The organism is Pseudoalteromonas sp. NZS71_1 (assembly GCF_015864305.1).
GTDB lineage: Bacteria > Pseudomonadota > Gammaproteobacteria > Enterobacterales > Alteromonadaceae > Pseudoalteromonas > Pseudoalteromonas arctica.
The window spans coordinates 338,250-357,988 of sequence record NZ_JADYXM010000003.1; the positions used below are offsets into that span (position 1 = coordinate 338,250).

Here is a 19,739-nt window from a genome sequence, read left to right on the forward strand (position 1 = left end):
AATACAGGTAAAAATATATGAGCGATTTACAAATAGAAGAAGCAACACTCGAAGAAGCCGTTGCAGAACTGTCAACTTTACATGACTGGTTACGTTGGACTACAAGCCAATTTGCAAGTAGTAGTATATTTTTTGGACACGGTACAGATAACGCATGGGATGAAGCTGTAAGCTTATTACTGCCTGCGCTTAGCTTGCCTGTTGATGCGCCAAAAGAATTAATGCACGCGCGTTTAACAAGCACAGAAAAAAACCGACTTGCGGGTCTTATTGCAGAACGTATTAACGACTGCACACCAGTACCTTACTTAACAAACATTGCATGGTTTGCGGGTATGCCATTTTATGTGGATGAACGTGTACTTATACCTCGCTCACCGTTTGCTGAGCTTATCAGCAACCGCTTTACACCCTGGCTTGAAGAGCCACAATCGGTTAACCGCATATTAGATTTATGTACGGGGTCGGGTTGTATCGCAATTGCACTTGCTCAAGCTTTTGAGGAAGCACAAGTTGATGCGGTAGATATATCGTATGAAGCGCTTGAAGTGACAGACATTAACATTAACGATTACATGTTAAGTGATCGTGTGTTACCCATTCAGTCTGATGTATTTAGCGGTGTACCAGGTCAAAAATACGACCTAATAGTAGCAAACCCACCGTATGTTGATGCAGAAGATATGGCTGACCTGCCACGTGAGTTTCATCATGAACCAGAGCTTGGACTTGCATCAGGCCACGATGGTTTAGATGTAACCCGTACTATTTTAAGTGAAGCGAGTGAACACCTAACTGATAACGGTTTGTTATTTGTAGAAGTTGGTAACTCTATGGTACATATGGATGCACTGTATCCGGGCGCGCCGTTTGAATGGATTGAATTTGAACAAGGCGGCTTAGGTGTATTTGTAATTAGCAAAAAGCAGCTAGATGAGTATTTTGCAAAATAAGTAAAAAATGAATAGCCAAGCCCTGTGCTTGGCTATTGGTAGTCATTAGGAATGAGGAAAGTTAATGGCAGGTAATAGCATTGGACAGTTATTTAAAGTGTCCACCTTTGGTGAGAGCCACGGCGTTGCATTAGGCGGCGTTGTTGATGGTACTCCCGCAGGTCTTGAAATCACAGAGGCCGACTTACAAATTGATTTAGATCGCCGAAAACCAGGCCAAAGCCGTTACACAACGCAGCGCCGCGAAAGCGATCAAATAAAAATATTAGCAGGCGTTTTTGAAGGTAAAACCACAGGTACCAGCATTGGTTTATTAATTGAAAACACCGATCAACGTTCGCAAGATTACGGCAAAATTAAAGATGTATTTCGCCCAGGTCATGGCGATTACACGTATTGGCATAAGTACGGCCTGCGCGATTATCGTGGTGGCGGTCGTTCGTCTGCACGCGAAACCGCAATACGCGTAGCGGCAGGCGCTATCGCTAAAAAATACTTAAAGCAATTTCATGGTATTGAAGTTAAAGCATGCTTAAGCCAGCTAGGTCCTATTAAGGCGGAAACGTTTGATTGGGATGAAGTTGAAAATAACTTATTCTTCTTCCCTGATGCAAGTAAGCTTGAAGCGCTTGACGAATATATGCGTGACCTTAAAAAGCAAGGTGACTCAGTTGGCGCTAAAGTAAAAGTAGTGGCAAGCAACGTACCAGTAGGTCTTGGTGAGCCAGTATTTGACCGCCTTGACGCTGAACTTGCACACTCATTAATGAGTATTAATGCAGTTAAAGGCGTGGAAATTGGTGATGGCTTTGATGTAGTTGAGCAAAAAGGCTCTGAGCATCGTGACGAGTTAACCCCTGAAGGTTTTACATCAAACCATGCGGGTGGCGTACTTGCCGGTATTTCGACAGGGCAAGACATTATTGCTTCTATTGCGCTAAAACCAACGTCGAGTATTACCATCCCAGGTAACAGCATTAATACAAGCAACGAAGCGGTAGAGATGATCACTAAAGGTCGTCACGATCCGTGTGTTGGCATTCGTGCAATCCCGATTGCTGAGGCAATGATGGCTATTACATTAATGGATCACTTACTGCGTCAACGCGGACAAAATCCACATGTAAACCACGAACACGGGCCAATTAACGGCTCTGTGTAAGTATTTATAATTATAAAAAAAACGCGGATTACCGCGTTTTTTTGTGCCTGTAATTTATTTAATGCCTTTCAGGAGTTGTTCAAGTAAGCCCTATATACTGCAAGAAGGAGGGTAGTAATCATGAACGATAATATTAATGAACACTCACAAATGAAAGCCCAAGCTGCAATAGCCCGCTTAGAGCGATTCAGTAAGTTAACTGATAGCAGCATTGGCATTCCTTTTACTAAATTTAATATAGGTTTGGAGGCTGTGATTGGTTTAATTCCCGTTATAGGTGATGCCGCAGGGCTAATTTTATCAAGTTATGTGCTGATAGAAGCCCAGCGTTTAGGTGTGAGTAAACGTATAAAGACTAAGATGATTATCAATATGCTCATAGACTTTGTGGGCGGTTTAGTGCCATTTTTTGGCGATATTTTTGATGCCTTTTTTAAAGCTAACACGCGTAATACACAACTATTAAAAAAGCATTTAAACAAGCAGTTGAGTGAGTAATTAATAGCTTTAAGTAACAGTTAGCAAAGAGACTTTAAACAAAATGTTGTTGGTTGTTAAATCACCTAGTATGGTAGGAGCGTCTATTCACTTTGGTATCTACAATATGCAATTATTTATCGGTAATAAAAACTACTCTAGCTGGTCATTACGCGCATGGTATTTAATGAGTAAATTTGATGTTGAGTTTAGTGAAACCCAGCTGGTACTCGACACCCCCGACTTTTACAATGAACTAAAAAAGACCTTTGCTGTGCAAAAAGTTCCAGCGTTAATTGATGGCGATTTACAGGTATGGGATTCGCTAGCAATTTGTGAATATATTAACGATGCTTACTTATCAGGCGCTGCATGGCCAAAATATATTACCCAAAGAGCTAAAGCGCGTGCACTAAGCGCTGAAATGCATTCAGGCTTTATGGCACTGCGCAGCGAAATGCCAATGAATATGAGAGCAACCCGTAAAGTAGACCTATCGAGCGAAGCACTAAAAGACATAGCCCGTATAGACGAGATATTTGCCCAGCAACAAGATGTGTTTCCAAATGAGTGGTTTTTTGGTGACTTTAGTATTGCTGATGCCATGTATGTGCCTGTTGTACTGCGCTTAAAAACCTATCAAATTACGTTATCGCCAGAGGCACAGCAATATTGTGACTTTGTTATGCGCTGCCCAGTATTGCAAGCATGGATCACTCAGGCATTAATCGAGACCGATATTGTAGAGTGTGATGAAGCAGGAACGCCTGTATAATTATTGTTTTTTTATATGGCATGTTTTATGCCTTAAAATCATAAGTTTAAACTAGGCAGCTCATGTATCTAAATCACCCAAGGTATGGCAATACACCAATAACTACCAATACCCCAGTGACAATAGAGGCGATAGAGAATGCGCACTGGCGTTACTCGAGCCTTAAATACTTCCCTAATACGGTAATATTGGCTGATATAAAAAAGCAAAACTATGCCATTTATCCTCGGGCACTTTATGTTGATATTGAAGAGAAGTGCGGGACTTGCTCTAAGGCATTTATTTTTTTGCTCAAGAGCAGCAATATTGGTTTGAAACATTAAGATTTTGGGTCGATTCACACTGTACTCATTGCTTTGAATGCCGTAGACATGCCAGATATATACTAACTCTACGTAAACGGTACGATATGTTAACTAGCTTAGCCAATAAAACCTCAGGTGAAAAAACACAGCGTAAAGAACTTGGTAATACTCTTTACTGTTTAGGTATTATTAAAAATATCAATAAAGTGAAAGATTAGTCCGCTTATATTTTACTATCACGCCTTATTTTTACTTTAGTTGTAAAAGCCCGTACAATTCGTCTCGTTTTTACTGCGCAAAATAGCGCTGCAACCGAGAAAAATTAGCCTAATTTTATGCATCAAATAGCTGATCTAATTTCAATTTTTGAACGCACTTTTTATCAAAGTCATAATACATGTCTGATAAAAGGCGATTTTGAACCTGTGTACTTACCAGCAACAGAGCACGTGCCATATCACCAAGTTGTATTTGCGCATGGTTTTTATGCTAGTGCATTACATGAGGTTGCACACTGGTTGGTTGCAGGCGATGAACGTCGTTTATTAGAAGATTACGGCTATTGGTATTGTCCTGATGGGCGCGACAAACAAAAACAAGCTGAGTTTGAAAACGTAGAAGTAAAGCCTCAAGCTATAGAGTGGTTATTAAGCACCGCAGCAGGGTTTAATTTTAATGTGTCGGTGGATAACTTAAACGGCGAGCAAACATGTCGGTTTGATTTTCAGCAGCGAGTACATGCACGTGTATTATCGTTAATCGAAAATGGCTTTAACTCTCGTACAGAGTCACTTTTAAAAGCACTCTCTGATTTTTATAATACACAGTGGCCATTAACAGCGCAGCAATTTAATTGGCAACACCCAAAGGAGCTTTGTAATGGCGTTTAAATTAGGTTTAATTGTAAACCCAGTAGCGGGTTTAGGCGGCACAGTTGCCTTAAAAGGTAGTGATGGCGCACACACAGCCGCTAAAGCAATCGAATTAGGTGCAGAACCAAAAGCAAATAGCCGTACAAAAGCAGCGCTTGAAGTGCTATTGCCTTATAAAGAGCGCTTAACCATTTACACCGTTAACGGTGACATGGGTGAGCAAACAGCAAAAGCCTTGGGCTTTAATGTAGAGGTTGTATACAACTCTGAAGTAATAACAACCCCAGATGACACAGAACAAGCAGCAAAAGTACTTAAAGACTTTGGTGTTGATTTAGTTTTATTTGCTGGAGGCGATGGTACAGCGCGTAATATTTGCCATGCAATAGAGGATACCATTCCCGTACTTGGTATTCCTGCAGGCTGTAAAATTCATTCTGGTGTATACGCCATTACACCCAAAGCAGCAGGGCGCGTAGTCGAAATGCTGGTTAAAGGTGAGTTAGTTACCTTAGCTGACGCAGATGTAATGGATATAGATGAAGATGCCTTTAGACAAGGCACAGTAAAAGCAAAGCGCTACGGCGAAATGCAAACACCTAGCGAAGTACGCTATATGCAAGCGGTTAAAAATGGCGGCAAAGAAACCGATGAACTCGTACTTGCCGACATTGCTGCGCATGTTGTATCGCAAATGGATGAAGACACATTTTATATAATGGGTAGCGGCTCAACGGTTGAGGCCATAATGGAAGAAATGGGACTTGAGAATACGTTGCTTGGCGTTGATTTAATAAAAGATCAAACCTTAGTTGCTCAAGATTTAACGGCTAAGCAATTACTTGAGCTTACACATGAGCAAAGTACTAAGTTAGTCATTACGCTCATTGGCGGGCAAGGGCATATATTTGGCCGTGGTAATCAGCAATTGAGCCCTGCGCTTATACGTGCAATTGGCAAAGAAAACATTATTGTAGTAGCAACAAAAACAAAACTACAAGCGCTTAATAGCCGCCCCCTTATTTGTGACACCGGCGATGGCGAATTAGATGATGAATTAACGGGTTATATTAAAGTAACCACCGGATTTAACGACCATATTATGTATGCAGTAGGGCACCAAAACCTTGAAAATACAGGTGCTTTGCAAAACCAGGAGATTAATAAATGAGTTTAGTGAACTATATCGATGCAGCCCAGCAGTACTTCGATGATTTAGTAATAAAAGCAACTGACGATGAGTTATTTGCAGGCGGCTATTTACGAGGTCATTTTGATCTTGCAGTTGGTTATGCCGAAGTAGAAAAGCTGGCAATCAGTATAGATGAACTAAACGAAACTGTAGAGCAGAGCTTAGTTAAAGCGTATCGTAATGGTGAGCTTAACGAAGAAGACAAGACATTAGTTGCACGCTTGTGGGAAGAAGTTAAAGCCCTCGCTTAAAAGTAAGTGATACAAAAAACACGATTTGTTTATCACTATCGTGTTTTTTTGTGCTCAAAACTTTTAAAGCAGATTTTTATGTTAATTTACTGTTTTGTTTTTATGCGATATTGTTACTAAAAATAAATTTTAGGAACAATAAAAATGAATAATAATCAAGACGCTTTACCTTCAGGGGTTGTTGCGCGTTTTTTAAATTTTGTTGAGCGGGTTGGCAATAAGCTTCCAGATCCAGCCGTAATATTTCTGTTTGCAATGTTATTAATTTGGTTTTTGTCGTGGTGGTTTTCAGGTGTAAGCTTTGATGCAATAGACCCACGTACCGGTGAAGCGATTATTATTAATAATATGCTGGCAAGTGATTCGCTCGCTACTTTTTTATCCTCTATGGTAAAAACCTTTACTGGCTTTGCTCCCTTAGGTGTCGTTTTAGTAGCTATGTTAGGTGTCGGTGTTGCAGAGCATTCGGGCTTTATTAATACCGGTCTTAAGTTAATGCTTAAAGTTACTCCTAAAAAGCTATTAACGCCTTCAATCATTTTAGTGGCTATTGTGAGCCATACCGCTACTGACGCAGGTTATGTATTAGTTATTCCACTTGCCGGTGTTATATTTTATGCTGCAGGACGCCATCCGCTTGCGGGTATTGCAGCTGCATTTGCAGGAGTCAGTGGTGGTTTTGGGGCTAACTTTATTCCATCAGGGATTGATCCATTACTACAAAGCTTTACCCAAAGTGCGGCGCAAATAATTAATCCTGCAATAACAATTAACCCGTTAAATAACTGGGCATTTGCTTCAGCATCTAGCTTATTTATTGTGGCATTAGGCTGGTACATTACCGATAAAATTATTGAACCACGTTTACAAAAAACAGCAGTTGATGGTGCTAAAGAGGATTTACCTGTATTTGAAGATGCACGTAGTGATGAAAAACGTGCCTTTTATATAGCCAGTACCGTGATGATTGCAGGACTTGCGTTATTAGCATTTGTCTCTGCTCCAGACGATTCTGCAATGCGCAGTAGTGACGGATCCCTTACTAATTTTAGCTCCCCTTTAATGCAATCAATTGTACCACTAATATTTTTACTTTTTTGGCTACCTGGCACAGTATATGGTTTTACGGTAGGTACCTTTAAAACTTCAAAAGATATGATTGATGCAATGAGTAAAGCGATGAGCGGCATGGCATATTATATCGTCATGGCGTTTTTCTGTTCGCTATTTATTGCTGCATTTAGTAAATCAAATTTAGGTGCATTACTCGCAATCGAAGGTGCGCAGTTATTAAAGGCGATGGAATTGCCAAGTGCAGTAACGGTTGTGGGCATTATCTTTTTAACTGGCTTTGTTAACTTGTTTGTAGGTTCAAGTTCAGCAAAATGGGCATTACTTGGCCCTATTTTTGTACCGATGTTAATGCAACTTGGCATTTCACCAGACTTAACTCAAGCCGCTTATCGTGTAGGTGACTCAAGTTCTAATATTATTACACCGTTAATGCCTTATTTCCCATTAGTGGTGGTGTACTGTCAAAAGTATGTGAAAGGCACCGGTATAGGTACTTTAATTGCTATTATGCTACCGTACTCAATCGCCTTTATGATTGGCTGGAGTATCTTTTTATTAGGTTACTGGGCGCTTGGTATTCCACTAGGTTTAGATGCAAGCTACATTTATCCAGCATTGCCTTAACCTAAACCTTGATTTATGAACCTCACTCACTTGAGTGAGGTTTTTAAATAAAAGTCCTGTAATTTAAAAGTAAGTCTAAGTTACTTTTCTAAATCTCTCACTATATAGCCAAATAAGTTGGCCTCACCAACAATATACACATAATCGTTTTTGTTGTTCATTATTGTAGACTTAGCGTCGTACCACCTAAAATCATGAATTTTATTCGTTTTAGGGTCTTTGAAGTATAAATGAGTACAACTATCTTCATACTCGGTGCCACACTTTTGTACATCGGTCAGTATATATTCCTTATACCAATAGCCGCCTTGCGTGTAGTAAGCCCATAATTTAATGGGATCAGAGATAAAAATATAGAGTATTCCATAGATTAATAAAGGGGATAATGGGTACATGAAAATGGATGCCAATTTCATTTTTGTATCTGAAAAATTGTATTTAAGTGATTCTCTATATTTACTGCAGCGTTTGTATTTATTGAATATAAGTATATTTAAATAGATAAATAGTGCGCAACAGATAATAGGGACGGCTATAAAGAAAACAACGTCGTATAGCTCATTTGAGATGAATGGTGGATCTGTAAAGTCCATTAAAATAGGAATAGTGATGCATAATAAAATGGAGAGTATTATTGCTACAAAGAGCAAGTTGTCGTAAATCTTTTTCAATTTTTAATTCATCCGTGAACTATAGCCTTTGTTTAGTTTACAGAATTTTTGTTATTTTAAAAATCAGAGGAATATATTTTTAGGCATTAAGTAACCCGAACTCAGGCTAAAAAAATTATCTCAAGCTGCTATTGAATTGACGCGAAGGTTTACTTTGTATTCACTGTGGCAGCAGCTTAAAAACAAAAAAACCTTGTCACTTTCGTGGCAAGGTTTTTTTATTAAAGAGTCGTTGCTTATTTAGCTGTGAAGCTTACTGGGCGACGTTCTTTACGAGGGCCAGTACGCTTATCACCGCGTTGGCTATCGTCTTTATCTTTACTAAAGGTGCGCTTTTTGTCACCAGCTGGACGCTCAGAGCGTTCTGCACGTGGCTCAGCAGGGCCTTGATCTTGTGTAATTGTTAAGCCCATAGGACGTTTACAAATAAACACTTTTTGGAAATGATCAAGTACATCTTTAGGCATGTTTTGCGGTAATTGAACCGTACTGTGATTGTCGTGTAAACGAATATCACCAATAAACTTGCTTGAGATGTCAGCTTCGTTAGCGATAGCACCAACAATGTTCTTAACCTGAACACCGTGTTCACGACCTACTTCGATACGGTAAGTATCCATAGGGCCTGCATCACGACTGTTACGTTCGCGAGGTTTACGCTCAGCGCGTTCACCACCACGTTCGCCGCCACGTTCGTTACGACGTCCACGGTCACCACCGCGATCATTGCGGTCGTTACTACGTGGGTTGCGATCGTTACGCTCGTTACGTTCACGAGGTTGAATCTTAACTTCTTCAACTTTAATTGGAGACTGTTGCTGTGCTAAACACAGTAACGCACCCGCTAAGCTTTCAAGAGGAAGTTCAAGTTTTTCAGCCATGTTAGTAGCTATCTCGTTAAAGAATGTAATATCTTTGTTTTCAAGCGCAATAGTTAATTTTGCTTGTAACGCTTCAATACGTTTTTCTTCAACGATTTTTGCAGTTGGTAATTCAACTTGTGCAATTTCAGACTTCGTATGACGAATGATATTTTTAAGTAAATAACGTTCGTTATGTTTTACGAATAAAATTGCTTTACCAGTACGACCAGCACGACCTGTACGGCCGATACGGTGAACGTAGGCTTCAGAATCTTGTGGTATATCGTAGTTGATAACTAAGCTTAAGCGGTCAACATCTAGACCACGAGCAGCAACGTCTGTTGCAATAACAACATTTAGCATGCCGCTTTTTAAGCGTTCTACAGTGCGTTCACGTGCTTGCTGGTTCATATCACCATTAAGTGGAGCAGCAGAGAAACCTTCGCGCTCTAATAACTCAGCAAGTTGTACTGTATCGTTACGCGTACGTACGAAAACAATAGCACCTTCATACTGTTCAGCTTCTAAGAAGCGAACAATAGCTTTATTTTTATGTACGCTTGCATTCCAAAACACTTGCTCAACAGATGATACTGTAGAGTTACGCGCAGAAATATGAACCTGTTCAGGATTGTTCATATACTTGCTGCTGATGTTTTGAATTTGCTTAGGCATAGTCGCAGAGAAAAGACATGTTTGCTTTTCGCGCGGTGTTTTTTCCATGATGCTTTCTACATCATCGATAAAGCCCATACGTAACATTTCATCGGCTTCATCAAGTACAAGTGCTTGTAGAGCATCAAACTTGATAGTGCCACGGTTAATGTGATCGATTAAACGACCTGGAGTTGCAACAATAACCTGAGCGCCACGACGAAGTGCGCTTAATTGGATACTGTAGCTTTGGCCACCATATAGTGCCAATACTTCAATACCACGAACATGTTTAGCATATTGTTCGAATGCCTCAGCAACTTGGATCGCAAGCTCACGTGTTGGTGTGAGTACAAGGATCTGTGGCTGTTTCACAGACGGGTCAATATTATTTAGTAATGGCAGTGCAAATGCTGCGGTTTTACCTGTACCCGTTTGAGCTAGTCCCAGTACGTCCTTTCTTTCTAGCAATAACGGTATACATTGAGCTTGGATTTCAGATGGTGTCTTGTAACCCAACTCTTCAACTGCCTTCAAAATTGCAGGAGAAAGATTTAGAGATTCAAACGTGACTGGTTCTGACATTAATACGCCTCAACGAATTTAAAGAGGCGCGCATTATATAGGATTCGCGAGGCAAATGCTTGTATAAATTGAAACTAATTTGTATGTGTTTGATGTTGGTTGAAATTTAACCAGCTCAATGTAGGGTTTATTAAACTGGTTAACATATTTAATACAAAGCTTATTTATACAAGCCTAGGTTTTCTTTTGCGTAAGCTTCAAATTCTGTAAATCCACCAATGTGATTTTGGTCTACAAAAATTTGTGGAACAGTAGGGCAAGGCTTACCCGCTGACTTTTCAAGGTCGGCTTTACTAATGCCTTCTTTAATTATGTCAATGTAACGAAATTTAAAGTCATCACGTTCATTTGATAATTGCTCAGCAACATCTTTCGCACGAACACAAAATGGACAGCCTTCACGGCCAAAAATTACGGTTAACATAGCTTTCTCCTCAATTTGATTAATATCAGTTTAAATGAATGGAAAATTATTTAAAGAGAAAAAAATCGATTGCACCATTCTAATAAAAGCATAAATCATATTATGCATAGCAATATGATTTGCAAAATGCGAATGAAAAACCAGAGCCCTGTTTGTCTAATACTTAAGTCTATGAATGCAAGTATGTTTACAAGAATTAATTTATGGCACATAACTTGATGGTGTAGAGCTATACATTGGGTTAACGAGAATGCTTTATGAATATTAATAGTCACGTTTTAGAAATTATCCAAGGGGTAATAGGTAAATATTGTGAAACCCAAAGTCAAAAATTCTCTATTACCTTAATCAACAAGTTGCAATGTAACTACGTTTGTTTGCAAATTCCGCCAGAGCAAATGATTGCACAATGCGAGGCGTTTCTTACTCCGGCGCTAGCAGCAGTAAAGCAGTGCTTTTTACTTAACCTCGAAGCAAATATTCAGGGAGTTAGTATTCACTATCAGATTGATGATTCTGAACAAGTAAACACGTTGGATTTTCACGGGCTCTTAGCAACTAAAGAGTCTGTTAGTTTAGCGCTTGATGTTAGACAAAATGTAGACGTTTTAACTGATTGCGAAGCGTTACTCAAAAGCTGTTTAAAAATGTCAGCTAATACTCACGATCGTTTTGGTTTAAATTTTAAATTATTTAATAGCACGCTTAGAGAGTCTGCACAGCTAGAGGATTTACGCCATCTTAGTGGTAACGCATTAATTGATAAATTAAATAGTGACAGCTTAAATACACACATAAAGTTGTGCTCTATTAACGACATTTACGAGCTGAGCCAAGCTCATAAACTATCTAAAAAAATATTAGGCTGGCCATTTTTTGATACCGACTTAATTACTATTTTAACAACATTTCACACACAAACACGTTTATCGGTATTAGTAGCAGACGACAGCTTACCGAGCCAAATTGCTACAAAAGTAATGCTTGAAATGCTGGGCTGCTTAGTAACGTGTGCAGAAAATGGTGCCAGTGCATTAACACTTGCTCAAAATGAACCATTTGACTTGCTACTTTTAGATGAGCGTATGCCAGGAATGTTTGGTAGCGATGTGGCGCAGCAATTAGTTAGGCAAAATACACCTAATAACAATACTCCTAAAGTTATTTTAACGGGGTTAACAGGCGATGAGCAAATAGCTGAGTTGTTTGATAAAGGAATTACTCACTATTTACAGAAGCCAGTGACAAAAGCGGTACTTGAGAAATTTATTAAACCTTGGCAGTTAGCCTCTTAAATTGATTAATAAGGAGAGAGTTATGGATGATTTCTCTAAGACAGCACCTATTTTAATTGGTTTTCAAAACAATTACTTTTTGCCAAAAGGCATTTTGTATGACGAGGTTGAAGAGTCATCAAGAATTACTGGCGTGGGGGAAAATACACTCTATTTATTGACCTTCTGCGCAGAGCAATTTGCTTTAGTTATTAATACACCCATTCACTTTACGCAAAACTATAGCGAGCTTAAAAATCCGATTGGTATATTAAAAGTCATTGCGGTGGGGGCATTTAAAGCAGGTTCGTACGGTGCTCAAACCATTAAGCAGCTAGACCTTTTTAGTAATATTATAGAGGTGGTATTTGGGAAAAGAAGTTTAAATGCTTTTACACATATAGGTTTAGCCGAAAACATCAAAAAACATGGGGCCACTAATATAATTTTAGCGGGTACTGTGTCTTCTATCTGTATTGATTCAACTGTGCGCACTGCTGTTGCACGTGGTTCTAATGCCACTATTTTAAGTGACTGCACACCGAGACGCACTTCTTTTGAACAAGCATTCTACCGTGAAAAGGTTTCCCTTCTTTATGCACGAGTTTGTCAGAGTAATACTTTTATAAAGTATTGGAGAGATCATGAATAATAATGATGAGCTACAAGTTCAAATCCAATATGCACTAGTTGAAAAACTTTCCAATAGTAATCGACGTCAAGCAAAGCTATTAGCTATTTTAGATGAGTGTATTTTTGAGTGTGATAAACATTTGAATTTTACTTATATTAATGAAGCTTGGGAGAAGAAGTTAGGTTACTCAACCGATTCATTAATTGGCTCCAATATTACTAAGTTAATGAATTGCGATGATATTATGCATTTTGTCGCATACAGCTGTTGTTTGCTAGAAGGAAAGAAGGCACCCAGTGTAGAAATACAAATTAAAAGCAATATCGGGCTGATGAACTGGTTTGAGTTAAGGTTAGTTTATGATGAAAAAAGCGGCTTTATAGGCTCGTTCTATGACATTCAACGTCATAAAGATTCTCAATTATTGCTCACACAACAACAAAAATATGTAAAACGCTTATCGCTTGTTGCGAGCCATACAAATAACTTAGTAATAATTACAGATAAATTTGGCGTAATTGAGTGGGTTAACAATAGTTTTGAAGTACTTACAGGTTACACCTGTGATGAGGTTATAGGCACTAGCCCTGGTCAATTACTGCAAGGGCCAAAAACATGTGAAAAAAGCCGTAAGGTTATGTCTCATGCCGTAAAAAATGGACTTCCTTTTCAAGTTGAAACTACAAATTACGATAAAAACGGTAATATTTATTGGGTTGCTATTGATGCAAACCCAGTGCGAGATGATGAAGGTAAAGTAAAGCATTTTATCGCTATAGAAACTAATATCACGCAGCGAGTTAAAGCTGAACAAGCAATGGCAGAGATAGAATATAACTATCACTCTGTCGTAGATAATATTCCTGATATTGTTTTACGCCTTGATACATTTGGCAACCTATTATTTATAAATCAAGCATGGCAACGCGTCTTACACAGCAATGTAGATGAGAGCCTTGGCTTACCTATAATTAAGTTTATAGCAAAAGAAGATGTAGAAAAAATTAGTAGCACTTTGCTTGATTATAAACATGGTAAGCGTGATATACGTCGCTTTGATATACGTTTGATTAATGCACAAGGGATAAATAATTGGGTTGAAATGACACTTACTCCCATTGTGGGTGGCTACGAAAGCGATTTGTTATCTATTGCCGCAACACTTGTTGATATACAAGAACGTATTGAAAGCGAGCAAATATTGCTTGAAGCTAAACATCAGGCAGAAACATTAGCTGAGTCTAAAAGCCGATTTATGGCAAATATTAGCCATGAAATTCGCACGCCATTAAATGCCGTTATTGGCTCTGCAGATATTTTGCATCATACCGGTTTAACTTCTGAGCAAATGCGTTACACACAAATGATTAAAACAAGCTCTGATGCATTACTGAGTGTATTGGATGATGTATTAACGTATTCGCGTTTTGAAGCACAAGCTATAACACTCGATAATCAGCCATTTAGTATTGATACGTGTATTGAAGAAGCAATAGATATAATTTCCCAAAGCGCTTTGCAAAAAGGGCTTGAGGTTGTTTTTGATTTTTATCCTAATGTACCAGCTCAAGTAATTGGTGATCATGTACGTATAAGGCAAATAGTCATAAATTTATTAGCCAATGCGATTAAGTTTACTCAGCATGGTGTAATAACGGTTACTGTTAAGTGCACTCATATTGAAGGTAATAATTTAAACCTTTATATATCTGTAAAAGACACTGGAATGGGAATCGCAAAAAATAAAATAGAAAGTATGTTTATGCCTTTTATTCAATCAGATAATTCAATTACCCGAAAACATGGTGGTAGTGGCTTAGGCCTTGCGATATGTAAGCAAATTTGTGATGTAGTAGGGGGAGATATTTCGGTTAACTCTGAGCTCAATAAAGGGAGTGAGTTTATCGTTAATTACCCGTTACAAATAGACACAACCGACTCAATATTGCGAGAGGGGTTTGCAGCACGAAGTAAAAAGCCAAGAGTATGGATTGTAGGACATAACCAAATTTTAAAAACCGCGTTGGAGCACACACTCACTCGGTTTTCTATCGCTTTTGAGCACTATGAAATATGCCCAGATATCCCTGAGTATGATAGTTTTCCTGATGCAATTGTATTAACTGATCCTCCAATGCTAGCCCAAACACGCGAGTGTATAAATACATATAACTCCCTTAATTCACCGTGTTTACTTATCTTAGACTTACTAGGTGAAAGCTTATTACCGCAAAATCTTAACGACAGAGAGCTTAGGTTAAATGGCCCTTTTAAAGTATCGCATGTACCGCGAGCAATTAGTTTATTGGAAGAGCAGTTATTTCATTTAGATATTATATTTACTAATCGTGAACAAAAAGAAGCCTTAGAAAGCTCTTCAGGGTTAACTCAGTTGAATGGGACCAATGTATTGGTTGCTGAAGATAATACTAATAATCAAATAGTAATAAGACAGTTTTTAGAGCAAAAAGGTTGTCGGGTATATGTTGCTAGCGATGGGCAGGAGGCAATAACCAAGGCTAAAAACAATAAACTTGATATTATTTTTATGGATATCCAGATGCCAATACTAGATGGGATCTCTGCAACTAAAGCAATCAGAAAGTTAGGTATAGTCACCCCTATAATAGCGCTCACAGCAAATGCAATTCATGGTGATAAAGAGCGATTTATTGAAGTGGGGATGAATGATTATTTAGCTAAACCAATTGTAAGTGAAACACTTTATTTATTGCTTGATAAATATGCACCAAAGCAGGCTATTGAATCTAAGCATTTAAAGCTTACTCGTTTAGCGCAAGTGTGGGAAAAGCTGAGCTGAGCAATGAAGGTTAGGGTCTGTTGAACTTTCAGGGTTAAATTTGCAGCAGTCTGTTTGGTATTTAGGCCAGGCAGAGCCTATGCAGTGTGGTTATTCCCCATAAATGGGCGATAACGTAGCATTAATGCCAAACAGGCGCTGCCCAAAGGGTTCTTCCTAGGGGCTATTTACTCTTTGTTGCTCGGTTTTTACTTAGCCCGCTAGGTTACAAACCTCGCGCCGCGATTAAACCGCCTCTAGTTTGAACAAATTTTAATCCGCAAAGATCAACAGACCCTAATATAAAAAGTGGGTTTGTGTTGCATAAAACTTGATAAACGAAGAAATTAACCTAGTATTTTAGGAGTAAGTTAAATTTATTTTTTAGTATTTAATGAGTGTTTTTATTATAGTTTTTCAATTTGATTCGCAAATTGCAATTCAAAATAAAAATACAACGTTACGAATTATTTTTGGATTCTAAATTACATTTTTAATTTTTTTAATACTTTGATTTTGTTGTTTATTTTATCTTTCGTTTGTTTTTGTTTAGTTGGCACGGCTTTCGCAACATATTAAATATCAAATCAAGACGAATTTAGTTAAATTTTAAGGGGTGCAAAATGCAAACAAACACAAAAGCTAAACAACAGCCTAAAGGTAACAATTGGGTACTAACACCTGAAATTATGGTTTTGTCTATTTTGCTTGTTGCCACTTTAATAATAGGTATTACAGTTTTACGAGGTAGCGATTCGATTGAACCGTTGGCAGATATACAGCCAATTACTTTTACACAAGCTGATGTTGAAAACGCACAGTTGATGAGTAATACATTTGACTCGCAAAATACTAACTATGCACAACATGTAACTGCTCCTAAAAACGAAAATAACGACACTCTTTCAAACTAGAGACTTTTGCGCAGGTAACTATTTATAGTTGCCTGCGTTTTTTTATGTTCCTACCACCGTTTTAACTTTCTATCCCTCCCTATAAAATTAGCTATATGCTTTTAAATTTAGATTGTGCTTAACCTAAACAGGGTTTTATCAAAGCTTTCTCTTTTCTCACCTACAATTGCTAACACTAGCTTTAGTAGCAGCTATTAACTGGCTTATCTGTGCTTTATAGGCTCGATTAAGCGCTCATTTGCCAATTTAGGTGCATAGCAAACTGAATTGCAAAATGCGAATAAAGTGGGAGAACTAAAATCTTTTAACCTTCCAATTTAACCGCCTGAATCTATTGGTTTTTATTTCTATTTTTCCACATTTAAAATGGCCTGTAAATTGCTACTCATTATAATAAGTCACTAAGAGTGAAAAACGGAGCAAAATCATGAGTGCGTTTAAATACCTAGAATCGGAAAGCCCAGTCAATCTCGCAAGATGGCATGAGTTAGAAAGAATCATGTCTGATTCAATGCAAAATAATTATTTTAAAATGGTTTATCAACCGCTTGTATCATTAGGAACGGGAAAGTTGGTCGGCTTTGAGTCGCTAGTAAGGTGCCAATCACCGCGCTTTGGTATTGTAGGCCCTGATGAGTTTATCCCGCATGTAGAGCAATCGGGAATGATTTTAGAATTAGGTGACTGGATTTTTGAGCAATGTTTGTCTGATCTAAAACAGATGCGACATTTTGGTATGACAGATATTGCTGTTTCTTTAAATATTTCACCGGTACAAATTTTAGATGGTGATGTGTTTTCAAAAGTAATGGCTTTGCTAGAAAAGCACCAAATACCACCACAAGCCATTAAAGTTGAATTAACGGAAACAGCGCTAATTCATAGTCCTGATAAAATAGCTAAGGCGTTTGAAAACTTCCATAAAGAAGGCGTAAAGGTGTGGATTGATGATTTTGGCACTGGGTACGCGTCTTTAGGTCTACTTCGTCAATTTGATATCGATGGTTTAAAAATTGATCGCAGTTTTGTAAGTGGTATTGCAACTAATAACGAAGACTTTACGTTATGTAGCGCAATTATTGCGATGGCTCAACGATTGGGCTTACAAACTGTAGCAGAAGGCATTGAAGAGAATGAGCAATTACAAATATTAGAACAACTTGGTTGTGATATTGCTCAGGGGTACTTGCTCGATAAGCCGCAAACATTAACAAAAAGTATTGATACCTGGGCTCTGTAATTGTTTATATTCATTTTGATTTGCAAAATGCAAAAAACAAATTACTCTTAAACTACAATTCTTACATTTTATTAGTGTACGAAGCTTTAACTTACACAAAGGTTATCTATGCCTATATCAGAGCAGTTTATCGATAAAAGTATTACGGAGCTAAATGTTTTAATTCAACTTGAAAAGGATGTTGGAATAAGCGTTTTAGCTCGATTAGTAAACTTATTTATCGATGAATTAGTTACTATGGCTAACCAATTAGATACGGCAATTAATAATGCAGATATTATAAAAATTAGAGAAATAATGCATGTTTTGAAAAACTCGGCTGCCTTATATGGAGCCGCTCCTTTAGCTGCATTGGCAACACAGTTACACGATTCACCACCACCAACCACAGAAGAAAATTTGCACGCAGCGCTTGTTATTAAGCATAACTTGGATAAAACCAGAGATGCATATCAAATAATGAGTAAGAGTATAGCTATCTAGGAGAAAGCCGTGTCAGATATAATGGGTAAAGGCCTTGTTTATATTGTTGAAGATAGCATCGCAAGTGGTGCTTTGTACGCCAGTCAGCTAGAGCAAGTAGGTTTTGAATGTAAGCATTTCGCAGATGGATATTCTGCTTTGGTCGGTATTAAAGAAAAAATGCCTGCGGTGATAGTACAAGATGTATGCTTGCCTGATATAAGTGGGCTTGAAGTTTTACAATTTGTAAATAAACAAAAAAATCCTGCTAATGTAGTCATGATCACCTCAAATAGTTCTATTGATATTGCAGTGGAAGCTATGCGTTTAGGTGGCTTCGATTTTTTAGAAAAACCCTTCACAAGTCAGCGACTTATTAGCTCAGTAGAAAGTGCGTTAACACCCAAAGAGCAAGCTAAAGTACAACCTTTGGTTCAAAGCAGTGATAAAAGCCAAGATTTTGTTGGTGAATCTCTCGCAATGAAAACCGTTTTTAGATTGCTAGATAGCGCAGCTAGAAGCAAAGCATGCGTATTTATTACAGGTGAAAGTGGAACCGGTAAAGAAGTATGCGCACAAACCCTTCATGATTCGAGCCCTCGCAGCCAAGGCCCTTTTATTGCTATAAACTGTGCTGCGATCCCTGCTGAGTTATTTGAATCAGAATTTTTTGGGCATGTTAAAGGGGCATTTAGTGGCGCTTTAAGCGATCGTAAAGGCGCAGTTGAAGTGGCCAACGGCGGTACGTTATTTCTAGATGAACTATGTGAAATGGAGCTTAACTTACAAGCTAAGTTATTGCGCTTTTTACAAACCGGCATATTTAGCAAGGTTGGTAGCAGCGAGGTATTACACAGCGATGTTCGCTTGGTATGTGCAACCAACAGAAATCCAATAATAGAGGTAGCAGAGGGGCGCTTTAGAGAAGATTTATATTATCGTTTAAATGTTATCCCCGTAAAGCTCCCGCCTTTAAGGGAGCGCGGAAACGATATTTTACTGCTCGCTGAGTATATTTTAAAACAAAAAAGCGATAGCAACGCTAAACATTTTATTGGCTTTTCTGATGAAGTTAAGGCGCTTTTTTGTAATTACGATTGGCCAGGTAATATACGCGAACTGCAAAATGTAATTGAAAATACAGTCGTTATTAATGATGGCGATGTAATAGAAAGAGATATGCTACCAAATTCATTTGGTCTAGGCGCTGTAAAACACTCAAGCTCAGCTAAGTCAATTCACAATACAAACGATCAGAGTGTTCAATTATCTCCTATGTCGGTTCACGATATAGAACCATTATGGCAAGTTGAAAAAAGGGCTATTGAAAACGCAATCAAAAGCTGCGAAGACAACATTCCTCTTGCTGCTGCTTATTTAGGGGTAAGTGCATCTACCATTTATAGAAAAATAAAGGGATGGTCTTAAAGCTTTAATAGATTTTAATTGCAATTTTAGGTTGAATTAATAAAAGTTACCCTAAACTCTATGTGTGAGAGCAAAATTAATTTTTAATCTGAAATAGTAAAAGGA

General features: G+C 38.2%; 18 protein-coding genes and 1 pseudogene. 16 read left to right on the forward strand and 3 right to left on the reverse strand.

The annotated features are described in order from the left end of the window. Positions 1 to 17: 17 nt before the first annotated feature. The 9 genes and pseudogenes from prmB (at position 18) to I6F43_RS06890 (ending at position 7,685) form a co-directional block, all read left to right on the forward strand. Complete coding sequence (prmB, locus tag I6F43_RS06850; protein ID WP_007580615.1) at positions 18 to 953, forward strand: 50S ribosomal protein L3 N(5)-glutamine methyltransferase; 936 nt, start codon at positions 18 to 20, stop codon at positions 951 to 953. A gap of 64 nt (positions 954 to 1,017) precedes the next feature. Then, positions 1,018 to 2,115 (forward strand): chorismate synthase, encoded by a 1,098-nt coding sequence (gene aroC, locus I6F43_RS06855; RefSeq protein WP_008138551.1) that lies wholly within the window; start codon positions 1,018 to 1,020, stop codon positions 2,113 to 2,115. Between the two features lie 120 nt (positions 2,116 to 2,235). After that, the gene (locus tag I6F43_RS06860) at positions 2,236 to 2,613 is read left to right on the forward strand and encodes a DUF4112 domain-containing protein (protein WP_007583361.1); all 378 of its coding nucleotides are present in this window, start codon (positions 2,236 to 2,238) and stop codon (positions 2,611 to 2,613) included. Positions 2,614 to 2,719: 106 nt separating this feature from the next. Then, positions 2,720 to 3,367, forward strand: coding sequence for a glutathione S-transferase family protein (locus I6F43_RS06865; protein ID WP_197101578.1), 648 nt, complete (start codon positions 2,720 to 2,722; stop codon positions 3,365 to 3,367). A gap of 277 nt (positions 3,368 to 3,644) precedes the next feature. Then, positions 3,645 to 3,707 (forward strand): annotated as a pseudogene (locus I6F43_RS20270) (zinc-ribbon domain containing protein); the annotation flags it as partial. 300 nt (positions 3,708 to 4,007) lie between these two features. Next, positions 4,008 to 4,562, forward strand: coding sequence for an elongation factor P hydroxylase (locus I6F43_RS06875; protein WP_010554670.1), 555 nt, complete (start codon positions 4,008 to 4,010; stop codon positions 4,560 to 4,562). Next, positions 4,552 to 5,715: an ATP-NAD kinase family protein gene (locus tag I6F43_RS06880; protein ID WP_197101580.1), complete on the forward strand. Its 1,164-nt coding sequence runs from the start codon at positions 4,552 to 4,554 to the stop codon at positions 5,713 to 5,715. Before I6F43_RS06875 ends, I6F43_RS06880 begins: the two co-directional genes overlap by 11 nt. Next, complete coding sequence (locus I6F43_RS06885; RefSeq protein ID WP_197101582.1) at positions 5,712 to 5,987, forward strand: YfcL family protein; 276 nt, start codon at positions 5,712 to 5,714, stop codon at positions 5,985 to 5,987. The genes I6F43_RS06880 and I6F43_RS06885 overlap by 4 nt, the downstream gene beginning before the upstream one ends. Positions 5,988 to 6,131: 144 nt before the next feature. After that, positions 6,132 to 7,685, forward strand: coding sequence for an AbgT family transporter (locus I6F43_RS06890; protein WP_197101584.1), 1,554 nt, complete (start codon positions 6,132 to 6,134; stop codon positions 7,683 to 7,685). A gap of 80 nt (positions 7,686 to 7,765) precedes the next feature. Here I6F43_RS06890 and I6F43_RS20095 read toward each other — a convergent pair whose 3' ends face one another. The 3 genes from I6F43_RS20095 to I6F43_RS06905 form a co-directional block, all read right to left on the reverse strand. Continuing rightward, positions 7,766 to 8,080, reverse strand: coding sequence for a hypothetical protein (locus I6F43_RS20095; RefSeq protein ID WP_231614035.1), 315 nt, complete (start codon positions 8,078 to 8,080; stop codon positions 7,766 to 7,768). A gap of 512 nt (positions 8,081 to 8,592) precedes the next feature. After that, positions 8,593 to 10,458 carry a DEAD/DEAH box helicase gene (locus tag I6F43_RS06900; protein ID WP_007585469.1) on the reverse strand — a complete coding sequence of 622 codons (1,866 nt, stop codon included), beginning with the start codon at positions 10,456 to 10,458 and terminating at the stop codon, positions 8,593 to 8,595. Positions 10,459 to 10,618: 160 nt separating this feature from the next. After that, positions 10,619 to 10,882 carry a GrxA family glutaredoxin gene (locus tag I6F43_RS06905; protein ID WP_007585470.1) on the reverse strand — a complete coding sequence of 88 codons (264 nt, stop codon included), beginning with the start codon at positions 10,880 to 10,882 and terminating at the stop codon, positions 10,619 to 10,621. 257 nt (positions 10,883 to 11,139) lie between these two features. On the opposite strand from I6F43_RS06905, the gene I6F43_RS06910 reads away from it, so the two are divergent. From I6F43_RS06910 to I6F43_RS06940, 7 genes are all read left to right on the forward strand, one after another. After that, positions 11,140 to 12,177 carry a response regulator gene (locus I6F43_RS06910; protein ID WP_010554674.1) on the forward strand — a complete coding sequence of 346 codons (1,038 nt, stop codon included), beginning with the start codon at positions 11,140 to 11,142 and terminating at the stop codon, positions 12,175 to 12,177. Positions 12,178 to 12,199: 22 nt separating this feature from the next. Further along, on the forward strand, positions 12,200 to 12,808 hold the full coding sequence (locus I6F43_RS06915) for an isochorismatase family cysteine hydrolase (RefSeq protein ID WP_024608891.1): 609 nt from the start codon (positions 12,200 to 12,202) through the stop codon (positions 12,806 to 12,808). Beyond that, positions 12,801 to 15,611: a PAS domain-containing hybrid sensor histidine kinase/response regulator gene (locus I6F43_RS06920; protein WP_197101588.1), complete on the forward strand. Its 2,811-nt coding sequence runs from the start codon at positions 12,801 to 12,803 to the stop codon at positions 15,609 to 15,611. The genes I6F43_RS06915 and I6F43_RS06920 overlap by 8 nt, the downstream gene beginning before the upstream one ends. 602 nt (positions 15,612 to 16,213) lie before the next feature. Next, positions 16,214 to 16,504, forward strand: coding sequence for a hypothetical protein (locus tag I6F43_RS06925; RefSeq protein WP_024591629.1), 291 nt, complete (start codon positions 16,214 to 16,216; stop codon positions 16,502 to 16,504). A 427-nt stretch (positions 16,505 to 16,931) separates the two neighbouring features. Beyond that, entirely contained in the window at positions 16,932 to 17,744 is an 813-nt protein-coding gene (locus I6F43_RS06930) for a putative bifunctional diguanylate cyclase/phosphodiesterase (protein WP_231388455.1), read from the forward strand. A 108-nt stretch (positions 17,745 to 17,852) separates the two neighbouring features. Continuing rightward, positions 17,853 to 18,227, forward strand: coding sequence for an Hpt domain-containing protein (locus I6F43_RS06935; protein ID WP_101216632.1), 375 nt, complete (start codon positions 17,853 to 17,855; stop codon positions 18,225 to 18,227). A gap of 9 nt (positions 18,228 to 18,236) precedes the next feature. Beyond that, a complete protein-coding gene (locus tag I6F43_RS06940; protein WP_197101590.1) occupies positions 18,237 to 19,634 on the forward strand; it encodes a sigma-54-dependent transcriptional regulator in 1,398 nt (465 codons plus the stop codon). The last annotated feature ends 105 nt before the right edge of the window (positions 19,635 to 19,739 follow it).

Bases quoted from the DNA above. Each gene is read 5' to 3' on its own strand.
- prmB (WP_007580615.1), top strand. From the start codon at position 18: ATGAGCGATTTACAAATAGAAGAAGCAACACTCGAAGAAGCCGTTGCA.
- aroC (WP_008138551.1), top strand. From the start codon at position 1,018: ATGGCAGGTAATAGCATTGGACAGTTATTTAAAGTGTCCACCTTTGGT.
- I6F43_RS06860 (WP_007583361.1), top strand. From the start codon at position 2,236: ATGAACGATAATATTAATGAACACTCACAAATGAAAGCCCAAGCTGCA.
- I6F43_RS06865 (WP_197101578.1), top strand. From the start codon at position 2,720: ATGCAATTATTTATCGGTAATAAAAACTACTCTAGCTGGTCATTACGC.
- I6F43_RS06875 (WP_010554670.1), top strand. From the start codon at position 4,008: ATGCATCAAATAGCTGATCTAATTTCAATTTTTGAACGCACTTTTTAT.
- I6F43_RS06880 (WP_197101580.1), top strand. From the start codon at position 4,552: ATGGCGTTTAAATTAGGTTTAATTGTAAACCCAGTAGCGGGTTTAGGC.
- I6F43_RS06885 (WP_197101582.1), top strand. From the start codon at position 5,712: ATGAGTTTAGTGAACTATATCGATGCAGCCCAGCAGTACTTCGATGAT.
- I6F43_RS06890 (WP_197101584.1), top strand. From the start codon at position 6,132: ATGAATAATAATCAAGACGCTTTACCTTCAGGGGTTGTTGCGCGTTTT.
- I6F43_RS20095 (WP_231614035.1), bottom strand. From the start codon at position 8,080: ATGTACCCATTATCCCCTTTATTAATCTATGGAATACTCTATATTTTT.
- I6F43_RS06900 (WP_007585469.1), bottom strand. From the start codon at position 10,458: ATGTCAGAACCAGTCACGTTTGAATCTCTAAATCTTTCTCCTGCAATT.
- I6F43_RS06905 (WP_007585470.1), bottom strand. From the start codon at position 10,882: ATGTTAACCGTAATTTTTGGCCGTGAAGGCTGTCCATTTTGTGTTCGT.
- I6F43_RS06910 (WP_010554674.1), top strand. From the start codon at position 11,140: ATGAATATTAATAGTCACGTTTTAGAAATTATCCAAGGGGTAATAGGT.
- I6F43_RS06915 (WP_024608891.1), top strand. From the start codon at position 12,200: ATGGATGATTTCTCTAAGACAGCACCTATTTTAATTGGTTTTCAAAAC.
- I6F43_RS06920 (WP_197101588.1), top strand. From the start codon at position 12,801: ATGAATAATAATGATGAGCTACAAGTTCAAATCCAATATGCACTAGTT.
- I6F43_RS06925 (WP_024591629.1), top strand. From the start codon at position 16,214: ATGCAAACAAACACAAAAGCTAAACAACAGCCTAAAGGTAACAATTGG.
- I6F43_RS06930 (WP_231388455.1), top strand. From the start codon at position 16,932: ATGAGTGCGTTTAAATACCTAGAATCGGAAAGCCCAGTCAATCTCGCA.
- I6F43_RS06935 (WP_101216632.1), top strand. From the start codon at position 17,853: ATGCCTATATCAGAGCAGTTTATCGATAAAAGTATTACGGAGCTAAAT.